This is a genomic window from Burkholderia sp. SIMBA_051, assembly GCF_046534915.1.
In the GTDB taxonomy this organism is placed as follows: domain Bacteria; phylum Pseudomonadota; class Gammaproteobacteria; order Burkholderiales; family Burkholderiaceae; genus Burkholderia; species Burkholderia ambifaria.
Genome location: NZ_JAWRXS010000017.1, coordinates 58,901 through 76,468, shown reverse-complemented (window position 1 = coordinate 76,468; position 17,568 = coordinate 58,901). Strand labels below are relative to the sequence as shown.

The following is a 17,568-nucleotide window of genomic DNA, read 5'->3' as shown; positions in this document are numbered from 1 at the left end:
CGGCGGCCGGTTGCCGGCGCCGCTGTCAGACCCCTTATCTCGCCCTTGGCATGCTGCACCCAATACTGTATAAATATACAGTATTGGGTGCAGGCGAATGGGTGAGCGCATGGACGGCCGGTCCGACAACGAATTTCCGATAGCGCCGCCGGCGCCCCGCAAGGGGCGCGGTGCGGTCGACAACCTCCAGGGGCGGTACGAAACGGCGCTGCGCGAAGCGGTCGACGACGGCTGGGCGCATGAATCGGACGACGCCGATCTGCCCGCGCCGCTGCGCACGCAGGTGTTCGAGGAGCGCGCGAAGAGCATCCTCACGCACAACCAGTCGCCGGACATTCCGTTCAGCGTGTCGCTCAATCCGTATCGCGGCTGCGAGCACGGGTGCATCTACTGCTTTGCACGGCCGACCCACAGCTATCTCGGCCTGTCGCCGGGGCTCGACTTCGAGAGTCGCATCTATGCGAAGGTCAATGCGGCCGAATTGCTCGAGCGCGAGATTTCACGCAAGCGTTACGTGCCGGAGCCGATCGCGCTCGGCGTCAACACCGACGCATACCAGCCGGTCGAGCGCGACCTGCGCATCACGCGCAGCGTGATCCAGGTGATGCACGATCACGCGTTGCCGTTCGCCGCGATCACGAAATCGTCGCTGATCGAGCGCGATCTCGACCTGCTTGCCCCGATGGCCGAGCGCGGGCAGGTGATGGCGGCGGTCACGATCACGACGCTCGACGCCGATCTCGCGCGCACGCTCGAGCCGCGTGCGGCGACGCCGGCGCGCCGGCTGCGTACGATCCGCGCGTTGCGCGACGCGGGCGTGCCGGTGGGTGTCAGCATTGCACCGATGATCCCGTTCGTCACCGAGCCGGACATGGAGCGCGTGCTGGAGGCCTGCGCGGAAGCAGGCGCCACGCATGCGAGCTATATCGTCCTGCGGCTGCCGTGGGAGGTCGCGCCGCTGTTCAAGAGCTGGCTCGCCGCGCATTTCCCCGATCGCGCGGAGCGCGTGATGAACCGTGTGCGCGACATGCGCGGCGGGAAGGACTACGACTCCGATTTCTCGAAACGGATGAAGGGCGAGGGGATCTGGGCCGACCTGTTGCGGCAGCGTTTCCGTCAGGCCGTGAAGCGGCTCGGGTTGAACGAGCGCAGGAACGGCATTCTGGATCTGTCGCAGTTTCGCGGCGCGCCGGCCGGCGCGGTGGCAGCGCGGCGCACCGTGGTGGGCGCAACGGGCACGAAGTCGCGTGACGACACGCAGTTGAGCCTGTTCTGACCGGTGTCCGTCGGCGCTTACTGCGAAATCTGCTTTGCTGCTTCGACTTGCGATTCGAAATACGTCTGGAACGACAGCGCAAGCGCGGTCATCAGCAGGAACGCGCCGATCAGCAGCGAGAAGATCACGATGAAGATCACCGTCCAGCCCGACCGGCTGTGCTTGCCCGTATCGGCATTGAATTGCGCGTCCCATTTCTCGTCGGGGCGCAGGCCGTAGACGAGCGCGGCGAGGAACGCGGCGAGCAGCGAGATCGCACCCGGCACGGCGAGCCACCAGCCGAGGCTGGCTGTGCGTTGGGTGGCGGCGAGCAGCATGAAACCCGGAATCCCGACGATCGTCGCGAGCAGGTGCGCCCAGCCGTACACGTCGCGAAGGCCGTACAGGTAGAAGCGGTGCGCGCCGAGCGAACCGAAGAGGAACGCGAGGGCGGCGGTGAGCGTCTTGGAGCGGAAGCGGCGGGACGGTGCGGTGCTGCTGGACATGGGTGGCGGCGGATTATCGTTGGCGTGGCGGCCGGCAGGCCGGCGCGGGGCGCTCGGCCCGGCACGCATTCTACGATGCGCGGTCGGCCACGGTCACCCCTCGGCTGCGTCAAGGTGCCGCATAGGTGACGCGGTAGATGGCGCCTGCATAGTCGTCGCTGACGAGCAGCGAGCCATCCGGCAGCGGCAGCACGTCGGCCGGGCGTCCCCACACGGTGCCGTCCGCGCGCAACCAGCCGGTGATGAACGGCGTCTGGCGCGCGTGGCTGCCGTCGGCCGACACGACGGCGCGCATCACGCGGTAGCCGACCTTCGTGCTGCGGTTCCACGAACCGTGCTCGGCAATGAATACATTGTTGCGATACGAGGCCGGGAACATCGGCCCCGTATAGAAGCGCATGCCGAGTGCCGCGACGTGCGCGCCGAGTTTCAGCACGGGCGGCACATGGCGGCGGCACACGTCGGCGCTCCCGAATTCAGGGTCGAGCGTGTCGCCGCCATGGCAATATGGAAAGCCGAAGTCGAGGCCCGCGCGCGGCGCGCGGTTCAGCTTGTCGTCGGGTACATCGTCGCCCATCAGGTCGCGCCCGTTGTCGGTGAACCACAGCTCGCCCGAGTCGGGGTGCCATGCGAAGCCGACGGTATTGCGCACGCCGCGGGCAAATACCTCGCGGCCGCTGCCGTCGGCGTTCATGCGTGCGATGATCGCGTAGCGGCTGCGATCGGCCAGGCACACGTTGCACGGCGCGCCGGTCGGCACGTAGAGCTTGCCGTCGGGGCCGAATGCGATGAATTTCCAGCCGTGATGATGGTCGGTGGGCAGCGCGTCCGTCACGACCGCCGGCGTGGGCGGCCGGTCGAGCCGGTCGTCGATGTGGTCGAGGCGCAGGATGCGCGACACGGCGGAGATATAGAGCGCGCCGTCGCGATACGCGACGCCGACGGGCATGTCGAGGCCCGATGCGACCACGTAACGGGCAGTGATCCGGCCCTCGTGCATCACGAACGCATGCACGCGGCCTTCCCGCGAGCCGACATAGAGGATCCCGCGCGGCGACCACGCCATTTCGCGGGCGGTCGGCACGGCGTCGGTCAGTACGGTGACGTGAAAGCCGGGCGGCACGACGAGTTCGCCCACCGGCGGCGCGGCGCACGCCGTGGTGGCTGCGAGGCAGATGGCGAAGCCGGTCAGCAGGCCCGTGAGGCGATGCTGCGCGCGGTACGCCAGGGCGGCGCAAAATAGCGGCATGGCGGCGGGGAGCGTCGTGAACACGACGATTGTAGGCCCGGCGAACACGGCGCCTGCGGAATTTTTGCGCGTAAGTGTTTGTTGTGGCTTTGGTTTCCGGCTATAATCGCACGTTTCAGTAGTTTCGAACCCGGTTTCCCCGAAGGATTTCATATGGTTATCATCCGTCTGGCTCGCGGCGGCTCGAAGAAGCGCCCGTTCTACAACATCGTTGCTACCGATTCGCGCAATCGTCGTGACGGCCGCTTCATCGAACGCGTCGGCTTCTACAACCCGGTCGCCACGAAGGGCGAATCGCTGCGTATCGCTCAGGATCGCCTGACGTACTGGCAAGGTGTTGGCGCGCAACTGTCGCCGACCGTCCAGCGTCTCGTGAAGGAAGCGCAAAAGGCGCAACCGGCCGCCTAACATGGCGCGGTGTGCCGGTCGTGCCGGCTGCAAGGAGCATTGATGTCCGGTCACGATTCCGGTAACGCAAAGCGCGGGCGAGCGTCGTTTGGCGCATTCGTCCGCAAGCCGGTCGAGCGCGACGTTGTCGCGAGCGCCGGTGAGGCTGCCGAGCAGGGCAGTCTCGAAGCGGTGCAAGCCTGGCCCGACGATGCTGTCGAGGTCGGGGCAGTGGTCGACGCCTATGGCCTGAAAGGCTGGATCAAGGTGGCGACGCATGCCGACGCCGGTCGCGGCGGCGATGCGCTGCTCGACGCGCGCCGCTGGTGGCTGGAACGGGGTGGGGAGCGGTTGTCCGCCCGCATCCTGCAGTCGAAAACGCACGGCGACACAGTCGTCGCGCATGCCGCGGGTGTCAGCGACCGCGATGCCGCATTGGCTTTGCGCGGCTTTCGCGTGTTCGTGCGCCGGGAAGATTTCCCGGCATTGGCCGCGGACGAATTCTATTGGGTCGACCTGATCGGTCTCGAGGTCGTCAACGAGCAATCGGTGGCGCTTGGGACAGTGAGCGGGATGATCGACAACGGCGTGCATTCGATCATGCGCGTCGAGTATCCGGCAGTCGGCAAGGATGGTCGGCCGACCACCGACGAACGGCTGATTCCGTTCGTCGGCGTATACGTCAAGACGGTGGATCAGGCGGCACGTCGCATCGTCGTCGACTGGGAAGCCGATTACTCATGAACCAGGTTACGGAGAGCGCGGTGCAGTTCGACGTCGTCACGCTCTTTCCCGAAATGTTCCGCGCGCTGACCGACTGGGGTATCACCAGCCGGGCCGTGAAGCAGGAGCGCTTCGGGTTGCGCACCTGGAACCCGCGTGATTTCACGACGGACAACTACCGCACGGTCGACGATCGTCCGTACGGTGGCGGTCCGGGCATGGTGATGCTGGCCAAGCCGCTCGAGGCCGCGATCGGCGCTGCGAAGGCAGCGCAGGCGGAGCAGGGCGTCGCGAGCACGCGTGTGGTGATGATGTCGCCGCAAGGTGCGCCGTTCACGCACGAACGTGCGGTGCGGATGGCGCAGGAGCCTGGTGTCATCGTGCTGTGCGGCCGCTACGAGGCGATCGATCAGCGTCTGCTCGACCGTTGTGTAGACGAGGAAATCAGCCTCGGCGATTTCGTTCTGTCCGGTGGCGAACTGCCGGCGATGGCGATGATGGATGCCGTCGTGCGCCTGCTGCCCGGCGTGCTGAACGATGCGCAGTCAGCCGTGCAGGACAGCTTCGTCGACGGGCTGCTCGATTGTCCGCATTACACGCGTCCCGAGGAATACGAGGGAATGCGCGTGCCGGACGTGCTGCTCGGCGGGCATCATGGCGAGATCGAGCGGTGGCGCCGCCAGGAAGCATTGAAGAATACGTTGCGGAAGCGGCCGGATCTGATCGTCCGGGCGCGCCGCGAAAAGTTGTTGAGCCGGGCCGACGAGGCTTGGCTTGCGAACCTCGCACGCGAAGCGAAGAACGCCTCCTGAGGCGGCGGCGCGGGCGGGAAATGGCGGTGCCGTGCATGCGTGCGCGGCGCCTGATGTGAATCCATCCTCTGTCGGGGCCAGGCCTGGAAGCAGGCGGGCGCAAACGCCGACACGATGGCTTTAGGAGTCAGTGATGAATCTGATTGCAAAACTTGAGCAGGAAGAGATCGAGCGCGCGCTCGCCGGCAAGACGATCCCCGAATTCGCCCCGGGCGACACGGTGATCGTGAACGTGAACGTGGTTGAAGGTAACCGCAAGCGCGTTCAGGCTTACGAAGGCGTCGTGATCGCGATTCGCAACCGTGGCCTGAACTCGAACTTCATCGTCCGCAAGATTTCGTCGGGCGAAGGCGTCGAGCGTACGTTCCAGACCTACTCGCCGCTGCTGGCGAGCATCGTCGTCAAGCGTCGCGGTGATGTGCGTCGTGCGAAGCTGTACTACCTGCGCGAGCGTTCGGGCAAGTCGGCTCGAATCAAGGAAAAGCTGGTGTCGAAGGATCGCACCGCAGCAGCTTCCCAAGAGTAAGAGCTGTAAGGAAAAAGCACCCTCCCGGGTGCTTTTTTCATTCTGGCGCGACAATATGCTCGATACGTCACGAACCGAGAGTCCCATTGAATCGCCGCCCCATCGTTGATCCCGAAGTGCTGCCGGTCGAAGGCACCGGCGCCGGCCTGCCGTCCATCGATGCACGCCTGCTGACGCCGCCCGGGCTGCGCGAACGTTTCGCACGCACGCTCGAATGGAACGTCGAGCCCGGCGAGGCTCGCCTGGTGGAAGGCGTCGATCCGCGCAGCGCCGCCGTCCTCATCCCGCTCGTGGTGCGCGAGAGCGGCCTCACGGTGCTGCTGACCCAGCGCGCCGATCACCTGAACGACCATGCCGGACAGATCAGCTTCCCCGGTGGCCGTCGCGAGTCATACGATCGCGATGCGACGGCGACTGCGTTGCGCGAGGCGAAGGAAGAAATCGGACTGACGGCCGAACGGGTGGAGATTCTCGGTGCGCTGCCCGACTACCTGACGGGCACCGGCTTCTGCGTGACGCCGGTCGTGGGGCTCGTGCATCCGCCGTTCACCGTGCAGGCCGATGCGTTCGAAGTCGCCGAGATTTTCGAGGTGCCGCTTGCGTTCCTGATGAGTCCCGCGAACCACCAGGTGCGCGTGTTCCGCTGGGAAGGCGGCGAGCGTCGTTTTTTTGCGATGCCCTATCCGAATGGCGAGTCGGCCGGGCATTACTTCATCTGGGGCGCAACTGCCGGCATGTTGCGCAATCTGTACCGCTTCTTGGCAGCCGGATAACATCGCGCCCGAGCGTGCCCACGCGGCCGGCTCGCGGGCCGTCGCGCCAGCAGCCATCCGTCGCTTACGCTGTGCTATCGTTATGCAAAAAATGACATAACTCGGAAGACGGCGCCACGCATGACTTTCTTTTCGGTTCTCCTCGCTCTCATCATCGAACAGGTCCGCGCGTTGTCGCCAAGCAATCCGGTGTTCGCGCTGTTCCAGTTTCATGCGGAAACCGTCGCGCATGGCCTCGACGCCGGCAAGCAAAAGCATGGCGTGCTCGCATGGCTCGCAGTCGTGCTGCCGTGGGTGCTGATCGTCGCGCTGATCTACTTCCTACTGTACAAGGTGAGCTTCGTGCTCGCGTTCATCTGGAACGTCGTCGTCGTGTATTTCACGCTCGGCTTCCGCCAGTTCAGCCACTACTTCACCGATATCCATCTCGCGCTCAACAACGACGACGTGCCGCGCGCCCGCGAAATCCTGCATGAATGGACGGGCCTCGACACGGTCGACATGCCGGTCGGTGAAATCGTCCGCCATACGCTGATTCATGCGGTCGTTGCGTCGCATCGCCACGTGTTCGGCGTGTTCTTCTGGTATGTGCTGCCGATCGGTCCGGCAGGCGCCGTGCTGTATCGCATCTCCGAATATCTCGCGCGCAGCTGGTCGACGCCGGGCGACGATCGCACGGCCGCGTTCTCGACGTTCGCGCAGCGGGCGTTCTTCGTGATCGACTGGATTCCGTCGCGCTTGACCGCGCTCGGCTTCGCGATCGTCGGCAACTTCGAGGATGCGATCTACGCGTGGCGCAATCACACGCGCCAGTGGCCCGACCCGAACGACGGCGTGCTGCTCGCGGCCGGTAGCGGCGCACTTGGCGCGCGCCTCGCAGGGCCGCTCGCGGAACCGTCGAGCCTCGACGCGCTGGCGGTCGGCGACAGCGGTCCGTTGACGGTCGGCGACGATTGCACGCCGCGCACGCTGCAGTCGGCGGTCGGCCTGGTGTGGCGCGCCGTGATCCTGTGGATGATCCTGCTGTTGATGCTGACGCTGGCGGTCTGGGTATCGTGACGCGCTTGCGCGGCGCCCGATGAAATGACAAGGCCGGCTCGATGCCGGCCTTTTTGCTGTGCGTCGGTCAATCCGGTCAATCCGGTCAATCCGGTCAATCCGGTGAATCCGGTCAGTCGTCGAGCGGATCGCGCACGGCGCCACATTGCCAGCAGGTGGTGAATTGCGCTTCGAGCGTCTCGCCGCACTGGCGGCAGCGCCATGGCGCGGCGCCGGCCGACGGGCCGTGCGATGCCGCATCGAGAAGCCGCCGCGCGAGCGCATCGTCGCGCTCGTCGTCGAGCCACAGCTCGGGCGCGCATGCGTCGGCGGGCAGGCCGCCGAGCGCACCGGGTGCATAGCAGTTGTGCAGCTCGCAACCGATGCCGGCCACCTGCAGCACGTTCGCCCAATGCTGCGCCGTGGCGAGATCGGGGGCCTTGAAACGCATCGCGGCTCCTGTCGGTGAAGGCCGGGCCGGCGGCTGTCTGCCCGCCATATGGTCAGCGGACGATCTGGCTCGCCTCGTGCACGAGCTGCGCGTAGAGCGCATGCCGCGACGGCGCAATGCGGCCGTCGGCCACGGCTTCGAGAATCGCGCAGCCGGGCTCGTGCAGATGATGACAATTATAGAAACGGCAGTCCGCGAGCAGCGGGCGGAATTCCGGAAACGCGCGCTCGAGGCGCCCCTCCGTCAGGTGGTACAGGCCGAATTCCTGGAAGCCCGGCGAATCGATCAGCGCGCCGCCGCCTTCGAGCGGGTAGAGGCGCGTGAACGTCGTCGTATGGCGGCCGCTGTTGAGCGCGGCCGAGATTTCACGGGTCGCGGCCTCGGCATCGGGCACGAGCAGGTTCACGAGCGTCGACTTGCCCATCCCGGACTGACCGAGCAGGATCGTCGAGTGCCCGGCCAGGTGCGGCATCAGCTGCGCGCGCGCATCGTCGGGCGAGCCCTTCACCGACAGTTCGAGCACGTCGTAGCCGAGCGCGCGGTAGGGCGCCAGGCGCTCGCGGGCGACCGGCAGCGCGGCTTCGACGTCGATCTTGTTCAGCACGACGAGGGGCTTCAGTTCGTTCGCTTCGGCCGCGATCAGCGCGCGGCCGAGCAGATCCTCGCTGAAATAGGGCTCGGTCGCGAGCACGATCAGCAACTGGTCGAGATTGGCTGCGAACAGCTTCGACTTGAACTGGTCGGAGCGGTACAGCAGGTTGCGCCGCTCGCCGATCTCGACGATCACGCCCTGGTCGGCCGATGCCTGTTCGTACACGACGCGGTCGCCGACCGCGATCTCGCTTTTCTTGCCGCGCGGGAAGCACTGCAGCATCGGGCCGCCGTCGTCGGGCGCGACGATGTAGTGGCGACCGTGCGCCGCGATCACGCGGCCTTCGACACGCTGCGCGCCCGATGCGCGCGGGGCCGGCTTGCGGGAGGTCGGCCGGCTCATGCGTGCTGCATCAGGCGGTCGATCCGCTGCGACGCAGGCGGATGCGAGTAGTAGAAGGCCGTATAGACGGGGTCGGGCGTGAGCGTCGACGCGTTGTCTTCGTAGAGCTTCACGAGCGCGCTGACGAGATCCTGGGCGTCGGTCTGGCTGGCCGCGAATGCGTCGGCCTCGAATTCATGCTTGCGCGACGTGAGGCTGCTGAACGGCGTCGCGAAGAACAGGAACACGGGGATCGCGAGGAAGAACAGCACGAGCGCGGCGCCCGCGTTGCTCGTGTCGAGCGACGGCGTGACGCCGAGCCCCGTGTAGAACCACGTGCGCTGCGCGAGCCAGCCGAGCAGCGCGAGCAGCACGAGGCTCAGCACGAACGACACGAGCATCCGCTTCATCACGTGGCGGCGCTTGAAGTGGCCGAGTTCGTGCGCGAGCACGGCCTCGATTTCCTCGCCGGACAGCCGCGCGAGCAGCGTATCGAAGAACACGATCCGCTTCGATGCGCCGAAGCCCGTGAAGTACGCGTTGCCGTGCGCGGATCGGCGGCTGCCGTCCATCACGAACAGGCCCTTCGCCGCGAAGCCGCACCGTTTCATCAGCGACTCGATGCGCGCGCGCAGCGCTTCGTCCTTCAGCGGCTCGAACTTGTTGAAGATCGGCGCGATGAAGGTCGGGTAGATCAGCAGCACGAGCATCTGGAACGCGACCCAGACGATCCAGGTCCACAGCCACCACAGGCCGCCGGCCTGGTTCATCAGCCACAGCACGACGAACAGCAGCGGCAGGCCGAGCACCGCGCCGAGCAGCGTGTTTTTCAGCATGTCGGTGAAGAACAGGCGCTTGGTCATCCGGTTGAAGCCGAACCGCTGTTCGATTCCGAACTGGCGGTAATACTCGAACGGCACGTCGATCACGCTCATGATCACGAGCACGGCGGCGACGAGCGCGACCTGCTGCCCGTAGCCGCGGCTGAACCAGCCGGTCAGCAGCGTGTCGAGCGCGCCGACGCCGCCGAGCAGCGTGAGGCCGACCAGCACGGCCGCGCTGACGACGATCTCGAACATCGCCAGCCGCGTGCGCTCGACCGTGTAGTCGGCCGCGCGCTGGTGGGCGGTCAGCGGAATGGTGGCGCTGAACTGCGCGGGCACGCCGTTGCGGTGCGCGGCGACGAAGCGGATCTGCCGCGACGCGAGCCACAGCTTGGTGACGACCATCGCGAGCACGGCGACCGCGAACAGCAGGGTGAACGAAAAGGGTGACATCGAAGGCGCCAAAGGGTTCTATGCGAGAATTATATGTTCTTGCGGACCGGGCCCGCTTACGCGATGCCGCCCGCCGTCCGCCATTTTCCAGGATGACTCATGACCGATACCGCCGCTTCCGCCAGCCAGCCCGCGCTCGTGCGCAACGAGTTGAACCTCGTCTGGCTCGACATGGAGATGACGGGCCTCGACCCGGATAACGACCGCATCATCGAAATCGCGGTCGTCGTGACCAATTCCACCCTCGACATCGCGGTGGAAGGCCCCGTGTTCGCGATCCACCAGAGCGACGAAACGCTCGCGAAGATGGACGACTGGAACAAGTCGACGCACGGCCGTTCGGGGCTGATCGATCGCGTGCGCGCGTCGACCGTGACCGAGGCGGACGCCGCCGCGCAGCTGCAGGCGTTCCTCGCGCAGTACGTGTCGCCCGGCAAGTCGCCGATGTGCGGCAACTCGATCTGCCAGGATCGCCGCTTCATGGCGCGCTGGATGCCGGAATTCGAGCGGTTCTTCCACTACCGCAACCTGGACGTCAGCACGCTCAAGGAGCTGTGCCGCCGCTGGCAGCCCGCGATCTACAAGGGTTTTCAGAAGCGCGCGATGCACACGGCGCTCGCGGACATCCACGAGTCGATCGACGAGCTGAAGTACTACCGCCAGCATTTCCTGATTCCGGCCGCGTCGGCGCCGGCAGGCGAGTCCGCGCCGGCCGCCTGAGCGGGCCGGCATGCGCCCGGCGCCCGCTACACGCTTAGCGCCGCGCGCTCTTCGGCCGGAACGCCGCGACCACCGCGGCGTCGGTCTCGATGTACGGGCCGCCGATCAGGTCGATGCAGTAGGGCACCGCGGCGAAGATGCCGGGCACGGTCGACTTGCCGTCGGCGTCGCGCAGCCCTTCGAGCGTTTCCCGGATCGACTTCGGCTGGCCGGGCAGGTTGATGATCAGCGCCGCGTGGTCGGCCGTCTCGCGGATCACCGCGACTTGCCGCGACAGGATCGCGGTCGGCACGAAATTCAGGCTGATCTGCCGCATCTGTTCGCCGAATCCCGGCATTTCCTTCGTTGCCACGGCCAGCGTGGCTTCCGGCGTCACGTCGCGGCGCGCGGGGCCGGTGCCGCCGGTCGTCAGCACCAGATCGCAGCCGGCGACGTCGACGAGTTCGGTCAGCGTGGCGGAGATCGTCGGCGCGTCGTCCTGGATCAGGCGCGTTTCGGCGCGCCACGGCGACACCAGCGTGCCGGCGAGCCACTCCTGCAGCGCCGGAATGCCCTTGTCCTCGTAGACGCCCGTGCTCGCGCGGTCGCTGATCGACACGAGGCCGACCACGAGCTCGTCCGGGTGGTTACGCTTCGTCGTCATGGTCGTCCCCGGTTTCGTCGGCCGTTTCGTCATCCCCGCCAGGCGTGCCGCTCGCGGTCTTGATCCACTGGAACAGCTCGCGGAAATAGCGCGGCGGCTTGCCTTGCTGGGCTTCCTTGCGCGCGTTGCGGATCAGCGTGCGGCCTTCCTGGATGTCGGCGTCGGGGTGCTGGCGGAGGAATTCGGTCAGCGCGTCGTCGTTGGCGAGCAACTGGTCGCGCGTGCGCTCGATCCAGTGCAGGCGGGCCGTCGCGGCCTTGTTCACGCCGCGCTGCGCGTCGAGCGCGGTGCGCAGCGCGGCCGTCTCGTCGTCGGTCAGCGTGCGCATCACGCGGCCGACGTACTGGAGCTGGCGGCGCTTGCCTTCGTGATCGGTGATCCGGCGCGCTTCGCGAACGGCGTCCGACAGGCTTTCGGGCATCGGCATGCGTTTCAGCGCGTCTTTCGGCAGATCGACGAGCGCCTGGCCGAGCACCTGCAGCTCGTGCATTTCGCGCTTCAGTTGGGATTTGCTGGGGCGATCGTAGCCATTGTCGTCGACTTCGGCGGCATGCTCGATCGGCTGGATTCGGGTTTTGCGTGTCATGGGCGGCATTGTATCGCGGTGCGGACACCCCAAGCTTGTCTGTGCCCGGCGCCGGACCTTGCTATGATCGCGGGATACGTAACATTTTGACCATGCGGGCGCCCGCCCGCCACCGGATACCAAGACGACGATGGCAGCCAATCTCGACGTACAAGCGCGCTATTTCCCGCACACGCAGGACCAGCTCAAAGAAATTGCCTCCGACATCCTCCGCCATGCGAAGGCGCTCGGCGCGACGGACGCCGCCACCGAAATCTCCGAAGGCGACGGCCTGTCGGTGTCGGTGCGCCGCGGCGAGGTCGAGACGATCGAACACAACCGCGACAAGATGGTCGGCGTGACGGTGTTCATCGGCAAGAAGCGCGGCAACGCGAGCACGTCGGACTTCTCGCCGGCCGCGATCAAGGATACCGTCGCCGCCGCGTACAACATCGCGCGCTTCACGGCAGAGGACGACGCGGCCGGCCTCGCCGAGGCCGAGCTGCTCGAAACCGACCCGCGCGACCTCGACCTGTATCACCCGTGGGCGCTGTCGGCCGACGAGGCCGTCGAGCTCGCGCGCCGCGCGGAAGACGCCGCGTTCGCGGTCAGCCCGCAGATCCGCAACTCGGAAGGCGCGAGCGTGTCGGCGCAGCATTCGCAGTTCGTGCTCGCGACGTCGCGCGGTTTCCTCGCCGGTTATCCGTACTCGCGCCACTACATCGCCTGCGCGCCGATCGCGGGCAGCGGTCGCCACATGCAGCGCGACGACTGGTATTCGTCGAAGCGCAGCGCGGTCGATCTCGCGGCGCCGGAAGCCGTCGGGCGCTACGCGGCCGAGCGTGCGCTCGCGCGGATGGGCGCGCGCCGTCTCGACACCCGCAAGGTACCCGTGCTGTTCGAGGCGCCGCTCGCGGCCGGCCTGCTCGGCGCGTTCGTGCAGGCCGTCAGCGGCGGCGCGCTGTACCGCAAGACGTCGTTCCTCGTCGACAGCCTCGGCAAGCCGGTGTTCGCACCGCACGTCCAGGTCGTCGAGGATCCGCACGTGCCGCGCGCGATGGGCAGCGCGCCGTTCGACGAGGAGGGCGTGCGCACGCGTGCGCGCAGCGTCGTCAAGGACGGCGTCGTCGAAGGCTACTTCCTGTCGACCTATTCGGCACGCAAGCTCGGCACGCAGACGACCGGCAACGCCGGCGGCTCGCACAACCTCGCGCTGCGCAGCTCGGACACGCAGCCGGGCGACGACTTCGACGCGATGCTGAAGAAGCTCGGCACGGGCCTGCTGCTGACCGAACTGATGGGGCAGGGCGTGAACTACGTGACCGGCGACTATTCGCGCGGGGCGGCGGGCTTCTGGGTCGAGAACGGCGTGATCCAGTATCCGGTCGAGGAAATCACCGTCGCGAGCACGCTGCAGGAGATGTTCCGGCACATCGTCGCGATCGGCGCGGATTCGATCGTGCGCGGGACGAAGGAAACGGGCTCGGTGTTGATCGAGCAGATGACGATCGCCGGGCAGTAAGCGGCGCGGCATCGGCCGCCAGGAAACGCAAAAGCCCGACCGGCGCGAGTGAGCCGGTCGGGCTTTTTTACGCGTGCCGCGTGTCGGTCAGTCGCGCTTGCGCGCGTAGACGACGAACGCATAGCCGAACGTGTTCGGCGCGGTGGCCTGATGCGGTTCGCGCGACACTTCGTGCCAGTGCGCGGGATCGGGCGCCGGGAACGACGCATCGCCGTCGAAGTCCGCGTCGATCTCTGTGACGATCAGCTTGTCGGCGAGCGCGAGGCCTTCCGCATAGAGCTGCGCACCGCCGATCAGGAATGCTTCGGCCGCTCCGTCACGCGCGGCGAGCGCGAGCGCGTCGGCGAGCGACGTGACGGTGTCGCAGCCGTCGAAGCGGCGCGCTGCGTCGCGCGTGACGACGATGTTGCGGCGCCCCGGCAGCGGCCGGCCGATCGACTCGTGGGTCTTGCGGCCCATCACGATCGGTGCGCCCATCGTCGTGCGCTTGAAGAATGCGAGGTCTTCAGGAAGTTTCCAGGGCAACTGGTTGTCGCGGCCGATGATGCCGTTGCGGGCACGCGCGACGATCAGGGTCAACGTCGTCATGAAGGTCGGGGAAGAGGAGAACCGGAATGGCGCCGATTCTACCGGAACGGCGGCGCGCGCCGGCTTCGCGCGGATGCGCCGGCACATTCGCCGTGCCGGCGCGTACGCACTGCGGCGTTCGCATCGCGACATCCTGAATAAAAAGAGTGCCCGCCGGGGGACGGACACAAAAACGGTTCGCGTCGTTACGTCGACGACACCGGGCGCGATCGTGATTGCTTGCCGCGCATCAATTCAATATGGATTCCTTGGTAAATGGCGGGGTGGGGTATCGCATGCGTATCACTGCACCGTGCCGTTACGGGCATGTCCTGCCATCGCGTGCTGCACGTGGCCGGGCCGCGGCGCAGGGATCGGTATCGGCAGCGGAGATCGCGGCACGATTTCGTCCCACAGCGTCACCGATGCCTTGTCGGCCGAATTCGGTTGCGGCACCGCCACGGGCACGATGCCGAAGCCGTGGTCCCGTTGCATGCTGGATGCACTGCCGACGAGCAGCGCTGCATGTGCGGGCGTCACGCATTCGTCTGCACGTATCGACATGAACGGGAGCGCGCCGGAGAGCGCAAACGTTGTCTGCAGGAAAGAAAGCAAAATGAGTTTGCGCATGGTCGCGTGCTCCCGATCTGTGATGAATTCAGCGAAATGCATGCCATCGCGCCGCAAGCGTTGTCGCGCCTGCGACTCAGGAGCGCGCGTTGTGAATCGCGATCGAAAGTGCCGGAAAATGTTTCAGGCTTGAAACGATGGGGCTTGGGAATACTGCGGATTCAATCGATACGCTTCAAGGATGAAAATCGGCGCGTGTGTCGATGCAGGTACGGGTCGCTGCGCATGTGTTCTGTGCAGATGATTGATGAACGTCGACCGCTGAGCGATTCGGCCGCTCGCCCATTCGCGCTGCAATCCGTTTGTCGTAGTCAGCGCCTATAACTCAATAAGCTGTGTTGATCAAAAAATAACTGGACGCGAGATAAGCGCCATCATGCGAGGCTCTGTCGTTGCCGCGCATCGGCATGGCGAATCGAGCGGCTTCGGCTGACCCGGTTCGATCCTTTTGCACGTGACTTCGCACGTGCGGCAATCGTTAGACGGTTGATGAACGGGGTGGGCATATGGGAGCCGAGCAGCGGCATGTGATCTATTTCTCGCGCGAGCCGAACGACGCGTTGCGCGGGCATTTCGACGAATGCGGATGGTGCGTCGATCTCGCGGAAAGCGCACGCGACTTGCGGCGTGTCGTGCAGCACGGCGTGGCATCCGCCGGCCTGCTCGATTTCTCGCCGGGTTTCAGGCCCGCGGATCTGCGCGAACTCGAAGCGTGTCTGAGCATCCAGCACATCGGCTGGATCGCGGCGACCCGGCGTGGCCAATTGCAGGACGCCACGTTGCGCCATCTCATCCGTGACTATTGCTTCGACTACGTGACGATGCCGTACGAGACGTCGCGCATCGTCGAGACCGTCGGCCACGCGCACGGCATGATCGCGCTGACCGACCCGGTGGCGTCGCCGGTCGGCGCCGGGCGCACCGAAGGCGAGATGGTCGGCACCTGCGATGCGATGCTCGGGCTTTTCAGGACGATCCGGCGCGTCGCGACCACCGATGCGCCGGTGTTCATCTCCGGTGAATCGGGTACCGGCAAGGAGCTGACGGCCGTCGCGATTCACGAGCGCTCGGCGCGCGCGCACGCGCCGTTCGTCGCGATCAACTGCGGGGCGATTCCGTCGACGCTGCTGCAAGCCGAACTGTTCGGCTATGAGCGCGGCGCGTTTACGGGCGCGAACCAGCGCAAGATCGGCCGCGTCGAGGCTGCCAACGGCGGCACGCTGTTTCTCGACGAAATCGGCGACCTGCCGCTCGAGAGCCAGGCGAGCCTCCTGCGGTTCCTGCAGGAAGGCAAGATCGAGCGGCTCGGCGCGCATGTATCGGTGCCGGTCGACGTGCGCGTGATCTGCGCGACGCATGTGGACATGGAAACGGCGCTGCGCGAAGGGCGGTTCCGCGAGGATCTGTTCCATCGTCTGTGCGTGCTGAAGATCGAGGAGCCGCCGCTACGCGCGCGCGGCAAGGACATCGAGGTGCTCGCCCGCCACATGCTCGAGCGTTTCAAGGGCGATGCGCATCGTCGCTTGCGCGGCTTCTCCCCGGACGCGATCGCCGCGCTGTACGGCTATTCGTGGCCGGGCAACGTGCGCGAGCTGATCAATCGCGTGCGCCGCGCGATCGTGATGTCGGAGGGCCGGATGATTACCGCGGCCGATCTCGAGCTCCATGAATTCGCGATACTGGCGCCCGTCTCGCTCACCGAGGCGCGGGAAGCGGCCGAGCGGCAGGCGATCGAGCAGGCGCTGCTGCGTCATCGCGGCCGTTTTGCCGATGCGGCGCGTGAGCTGGGGGTGTCGCGCGTCACGCTGTACAGGCTGATGTGCGCGCATGGCATGCGCGATCGCGGCGACACGCTGGCAGGGTTTTCGGCGCCGGCGCCGGAGGTTCCGCGTCACGCTTGCTAAAATTGGCGGGTGACGGCCGCCCTCGCGGCCGAAGGAACCCGCATGAAACAGTACCTCGACCTCGTTCGCACCATCCTCGACACCGGCACCTGGCAGGAGAACCGCACGGGCATTCGCACCATCAGCATGCCCGGTGCGATGCTGCGGTTCGACCTGCAGCAGGGCTTCCCGGCCGTGACGACCAAGAAGCTGGCGTTCAAGTCCGCGATCGGCGAACTGGTCGGTTTCCTGCGCGCGTCGCGCAGCGCGGCCGAGTTCCGCGCGCTCGGCTGCAAGGTGTGGGATGCGAACGCGAACGACAACGCGCAGTGGCTCGCGAATCCGTACCGCCAGGGCGTCGATGACCTGGGCGACGTGTACGGCGTGCAATGGCGCCAGTGGCCCGGCTACAAGGTGCTCGACGCGGGCGCCGACGCGCAGATCGCCGACGCGACGCGCCGCGGTTTCCGGATCGTCACGCGCTTCGACGAGGACGGTGCGCCGAAGGTGCTGCTGTACAAGGCGATCGATCAGCTGCGCCAGTGTCTCGATACGATCATGGAGAACCCGGCCGACCGTCGCATCCTGTTTCACGCATGGAATCCGGCCGTGCTCGACCAGATCGCGCTGCCTGCGTGCCATCTGCTGTACCAGTTCCTGCCGAACGTCACGAAGCGCGAGATTTCGCTGTGCCTGTACATCCGCAGCAACGATGTCGGCCTCGGCACGCCGTTCAACCTGACGGAAGGCGCCGCGCTGCTGGCGCTCGTCGGCCGGCTGACGGGCTACACGCCGCGCTGGTTCACGTATTTCATCGGGGATGCGCACATCTACGAGAACCAGCTCGACATGCTGCAGCAGCAGCTCACGCGCGAGCCGTACGAGAGCCCGCGGCTGGAGATCGCCGAGCGCGTGCCCGATTACGCGAAGACGGGCGTGTATGCACCCGAATGGCTCGAGCAGATCGAGCCGTCCGATTTCTCGCTCGTCGGTTACCGGCACCATGAGCCGTTGACCGCGCCGATGGCGGTCTGAGCACCGGCGGTCGCCGGCGGCGCGGGTGACGCG

At 66.4% G+C, this 17,568-nt stretch carries 20 protein-coding genes; 11 read left to right on the top strand and 9 right to left on the bottom strand.

Annotated elements, in window-relative coordinates; translation table 11 throughout:
- Positions 1 to 97 precede the first annotated feature (97 nt).
- Positions 98 to 1,276, top strand: coding sequence for a PA0069 family radical SAM protein (locus SB771_RS31610; RefSeq protein ID WP_175661021.1), 1,179 nt, complete (start codon positions 98 to 100; stop codon positions 1,274 to 1,276).
- Between the two features lie 17 nt (positions 1,277 to 1,293).
- On the opposite strand, the gene SB771_RS31605 is transcribed toward SB771_RS31610, so the two are convergent.
- A complete protein-coding gene (locus SB771_RS31605) occupies positions 1,294 to 1,761 on the bottom strand; it encodes an NINE protein (protein ID WP_175661022.1) in 468 nt (155 codons plus the stop codon).
- Positions 1,762 to 1,870: 109 nt separating this feature from the next.
- Positions 1,871 to 3,010: a PQQ-dependent sugar dehydrogenase gene (locus tag SB771_RS31600; protein ID WP_175661023.1), complete on the bottom strand. Its 1,140-nt coding sequence runs from the start codon at positions 3,008 to 3,010 to the stop codon at positions 1,871 to 1,873.
- A gap of 153 nt (positions 3,011 to 3,163) precedes the next feature.
- On the opposite strand from SB771_RS31600, the gene rpsP reads away from it, so the two are divergent.
- The 6 genes from rpsP (at position 3,164) to SB771_RS31570 (ending at position 7,290) form a co-directional block, all read left to right on the top strand.
- Positions 3,164 to 3,418 (top strand): 30S ribosomal protein S16, encoded by a 255-nt coding sequence (gene rpsP / locus SB771_RS31595; protein WP_006476550.1) that lies wholly within the window; start codon positions 3,164 to 3,166, stop codon positions 3,416 to 3,418.
- A 42-nt stretch (positions 3,419 to 3,460) separates the two neighbouring features.
- Positions 3,461 to 4,141, top strand: a complete 681-nt coding sequence (gene rimM / locus SB771_RS31590; RefSeq protein WP_105833421.1) for a ribosome maturation factor RimM — start codon at positions 3,461 to 3,463, stop codon at positions 4,139 to 4,141.
- Positions 4,138 to 4,932, top strand: coding sequence for a tRNA (guanosine(37)-N1)-methyltransferase TrmD (gene trmD / locus SB771_RS31585; protein ID WP_175661024.1), 795 nt, complete (start codon positions 4,138 to 4,140; stop codon positions 4,930 to 4,932). The genes rimM and trmD overlap by 4 nt, the downstream gene beginning before the upstream one ends.
- A 133-nt stretch (positions 4,933 to 5,065) precedes the next feature.
- Entirely contained in the window at positions 5,066 to 5,458 is a 393-nt protein-coding gene (rplS, locus tag SB771_RS31580) for a 50S ribosomal protein L19 (RefSeq protein ID WP_011883860.1), read from the top strand.
- Between the two features lie 86 nt (positions 5,459 to 5,544).
- On the top strand, positions 5,545 to 6,231 hold the full coding sequence (locus SB771_RS31575) for a CoA pyrophosphatase (protein ID WP_011656299.1): 687 nt from the start codon (positions 5,545 to 5,547) through the stop codon (positions 6,229 to 6,231).
- A 120-nt stretch (positions 6,232 to 6,351) separates the two neighbouring features.
- Entirely contained in the window at positions 6,352 to 7,290 is a 939-nt protein-coding gene (locus tag SB771_RS31570; protein WP_011656300.1) for a CobD/CbiB family protein, read from the top strand.
- 112 nt (positions 7,291 to 7,402) lie between these two features.
- Here SB771_RS31570 and SB771_RS31565 read toward each other — a convergent pair whose 3' ends face one another.
- The 3 genes from SB771_RS31565 to SB771_RS31555 are packed head-to-tail and all read right to left on the bottom strand — an operon-like array spanning position 7,403 to position 9,970.
- Positions 7,403 to 7,720, bottom strand: a complete 318-nt coding sequence (locus SB771_RS31565) for a hypothetical protein (protein ID WP_012363366.1) — start codon at positions 7,718 to 7,720, stop codon at positions 7,403 to 7,405.
- A gap of 52 nt (positions 7,721 to 7,772) precedes the next feature.
- Positions 7,773 to 8,714, bottom strand: coding sequence for a ribosome small subunit-dependent GTPase A (gene rsgA / locus SB771_RS31560; RefSeq protein ID WP_012363367.1), 942 nt, complete (start codon positions 8,712 to 8,714; stop codon positions 7,773 to 7,775).
- Positions 8,711 to 9,970, bottom strand: a complete 1,260-nt coding sequence (locus SB771_RS31555) for a M48 family metallopeptidase (RefSeq protein WP_175661025.1) — start codon at positions 9,968 to 9,970, stop codon at positions 8,711 to 8,713. The genes rsgA and SB771_RS31555 overlap by 4 nt, the downstream gene beginning before the upstream one ends.
- A gap of 99 nt (positions 9,971 to 10,069) precedes the next feature.
- On the opposite strand from SB771_RS31555, the gene orn reads away from it, so the two are divergent.
- On the top strand, positions 10,070 to 10,690 hold the full coding sequence (orn, locus tag SB771_RS31550) for an oligoribonuclease (protein WP_011656304.1): 621 nt from the start codon (positions 10,070 to 10,072) through the stop codon (positions 10,688 to 10,690).
- A 34-nt stretch (positions 10,691 to 10,724) separates the two neighbouring features.
- Here orn and mog read toward each other — a convergent pair whose 3' ends face one another.
- Both mog and yjgA read right to left on the bottom strand, forming a co-directional pair.
- Positions 10,725 to 11,333, bottom strand: a complete 609-nt coding sequence (gene mog, locus SB771_RS31545) for a molybdopterin adenylyltransferase (RefSeq protein WP_011544905.1) — start codon at positions 11,331 to 11,333, stop codon at positions 10,725 to 10,727.
- Positions 11,317 to 11,919, bottom strand: a complete 603-nt coding sequence (gene yjgA, locus SB771_RS31540; RefSeq protein WP_279607318.1) for a ribosome biogenesis factor YjgA — start codon at positions 11,917 to 11,919, stop codon at positions 11,317 to 11,319. Before yjgA ends, mog begins: the two co-directional genes overlap by 17 nt.
- A gap of 130 nt (positions 11,920 to 12,049) precedes the next feature.
- Between yjgA and pmbA the strand changes: the two genes are divergently transcribed.
- Positions 12,050 to 13,420, top strand: coding sequence for a metalloprotease PmbA (gene pmbA, locus SB771_RS31535; protein WP_011656307.1), 1,371 nt, complete (start codon positions 12,050 to 12,052; stop codon positions 13,418 to 13,420).
- 87 nt (positions 13,421 to 13,507) lie between these two features.
- On the opposite strand, the gene SB771_RS31530 is transcribed toward pmbA, so the two are convergent.
- Both SB771_RS31530 and SB771_RS31525 read right to left on the bottom strand, forming a co-directional pair.
- Complete coding sequence (locus tag SB771_RS31530) at positions 13,508 to 14,008, bottom strand: dihydrofolate reductase (RefSeq protein WP_041491123.1); 501 nt, start codon at positions 14,006 to 14,008, stop codon at positions 13,508 to 13,510.
- Positions 14,009 to 14,290: 282 nt separating this feature from the next.
- Positions 14,291 to 14,659 carry a hypothetical protein gene (locus tag SB771_RS31525; RefSeq protein ID WP_410721234.1) on the bottom strand — a complete coding sequence of 123 codons (369 nt, stop codon included), beginning with the start codon at positions 14,657 to 14,659 and terminating at the stop codon, positions 14,291 to 14,293.
- A gap of 464 nt (positions 14,660 to 15,123) precedes the next feature.
- Between SB771_RS31525 and SB771_RS31520 the strand changes: the two genes are divergently transcribed.
- Entirely contained in the window at positions 15,124 to 16,521 is a 1,398-nt protein-coding gene (locus SB771_RS31520) for a sigma-54 dependent transcriptional regulator (RefSeq protein ID WP_012363373.1), read from the top strand.
- A gap of 42 nt (positions 16,522 to 16,563) precedes the next feature.
- A complete protein-coding gene (locus SB771_RS31515) occupies positions 16,564 to 17,535 on the top strand; it encodes a thymidylate synthase (protein WP_126227378.1) in 972 nt (323 codons plus the stop codon).
- Positions 17,536 to 17,568 lie beyond the last annotated feature (33 nt).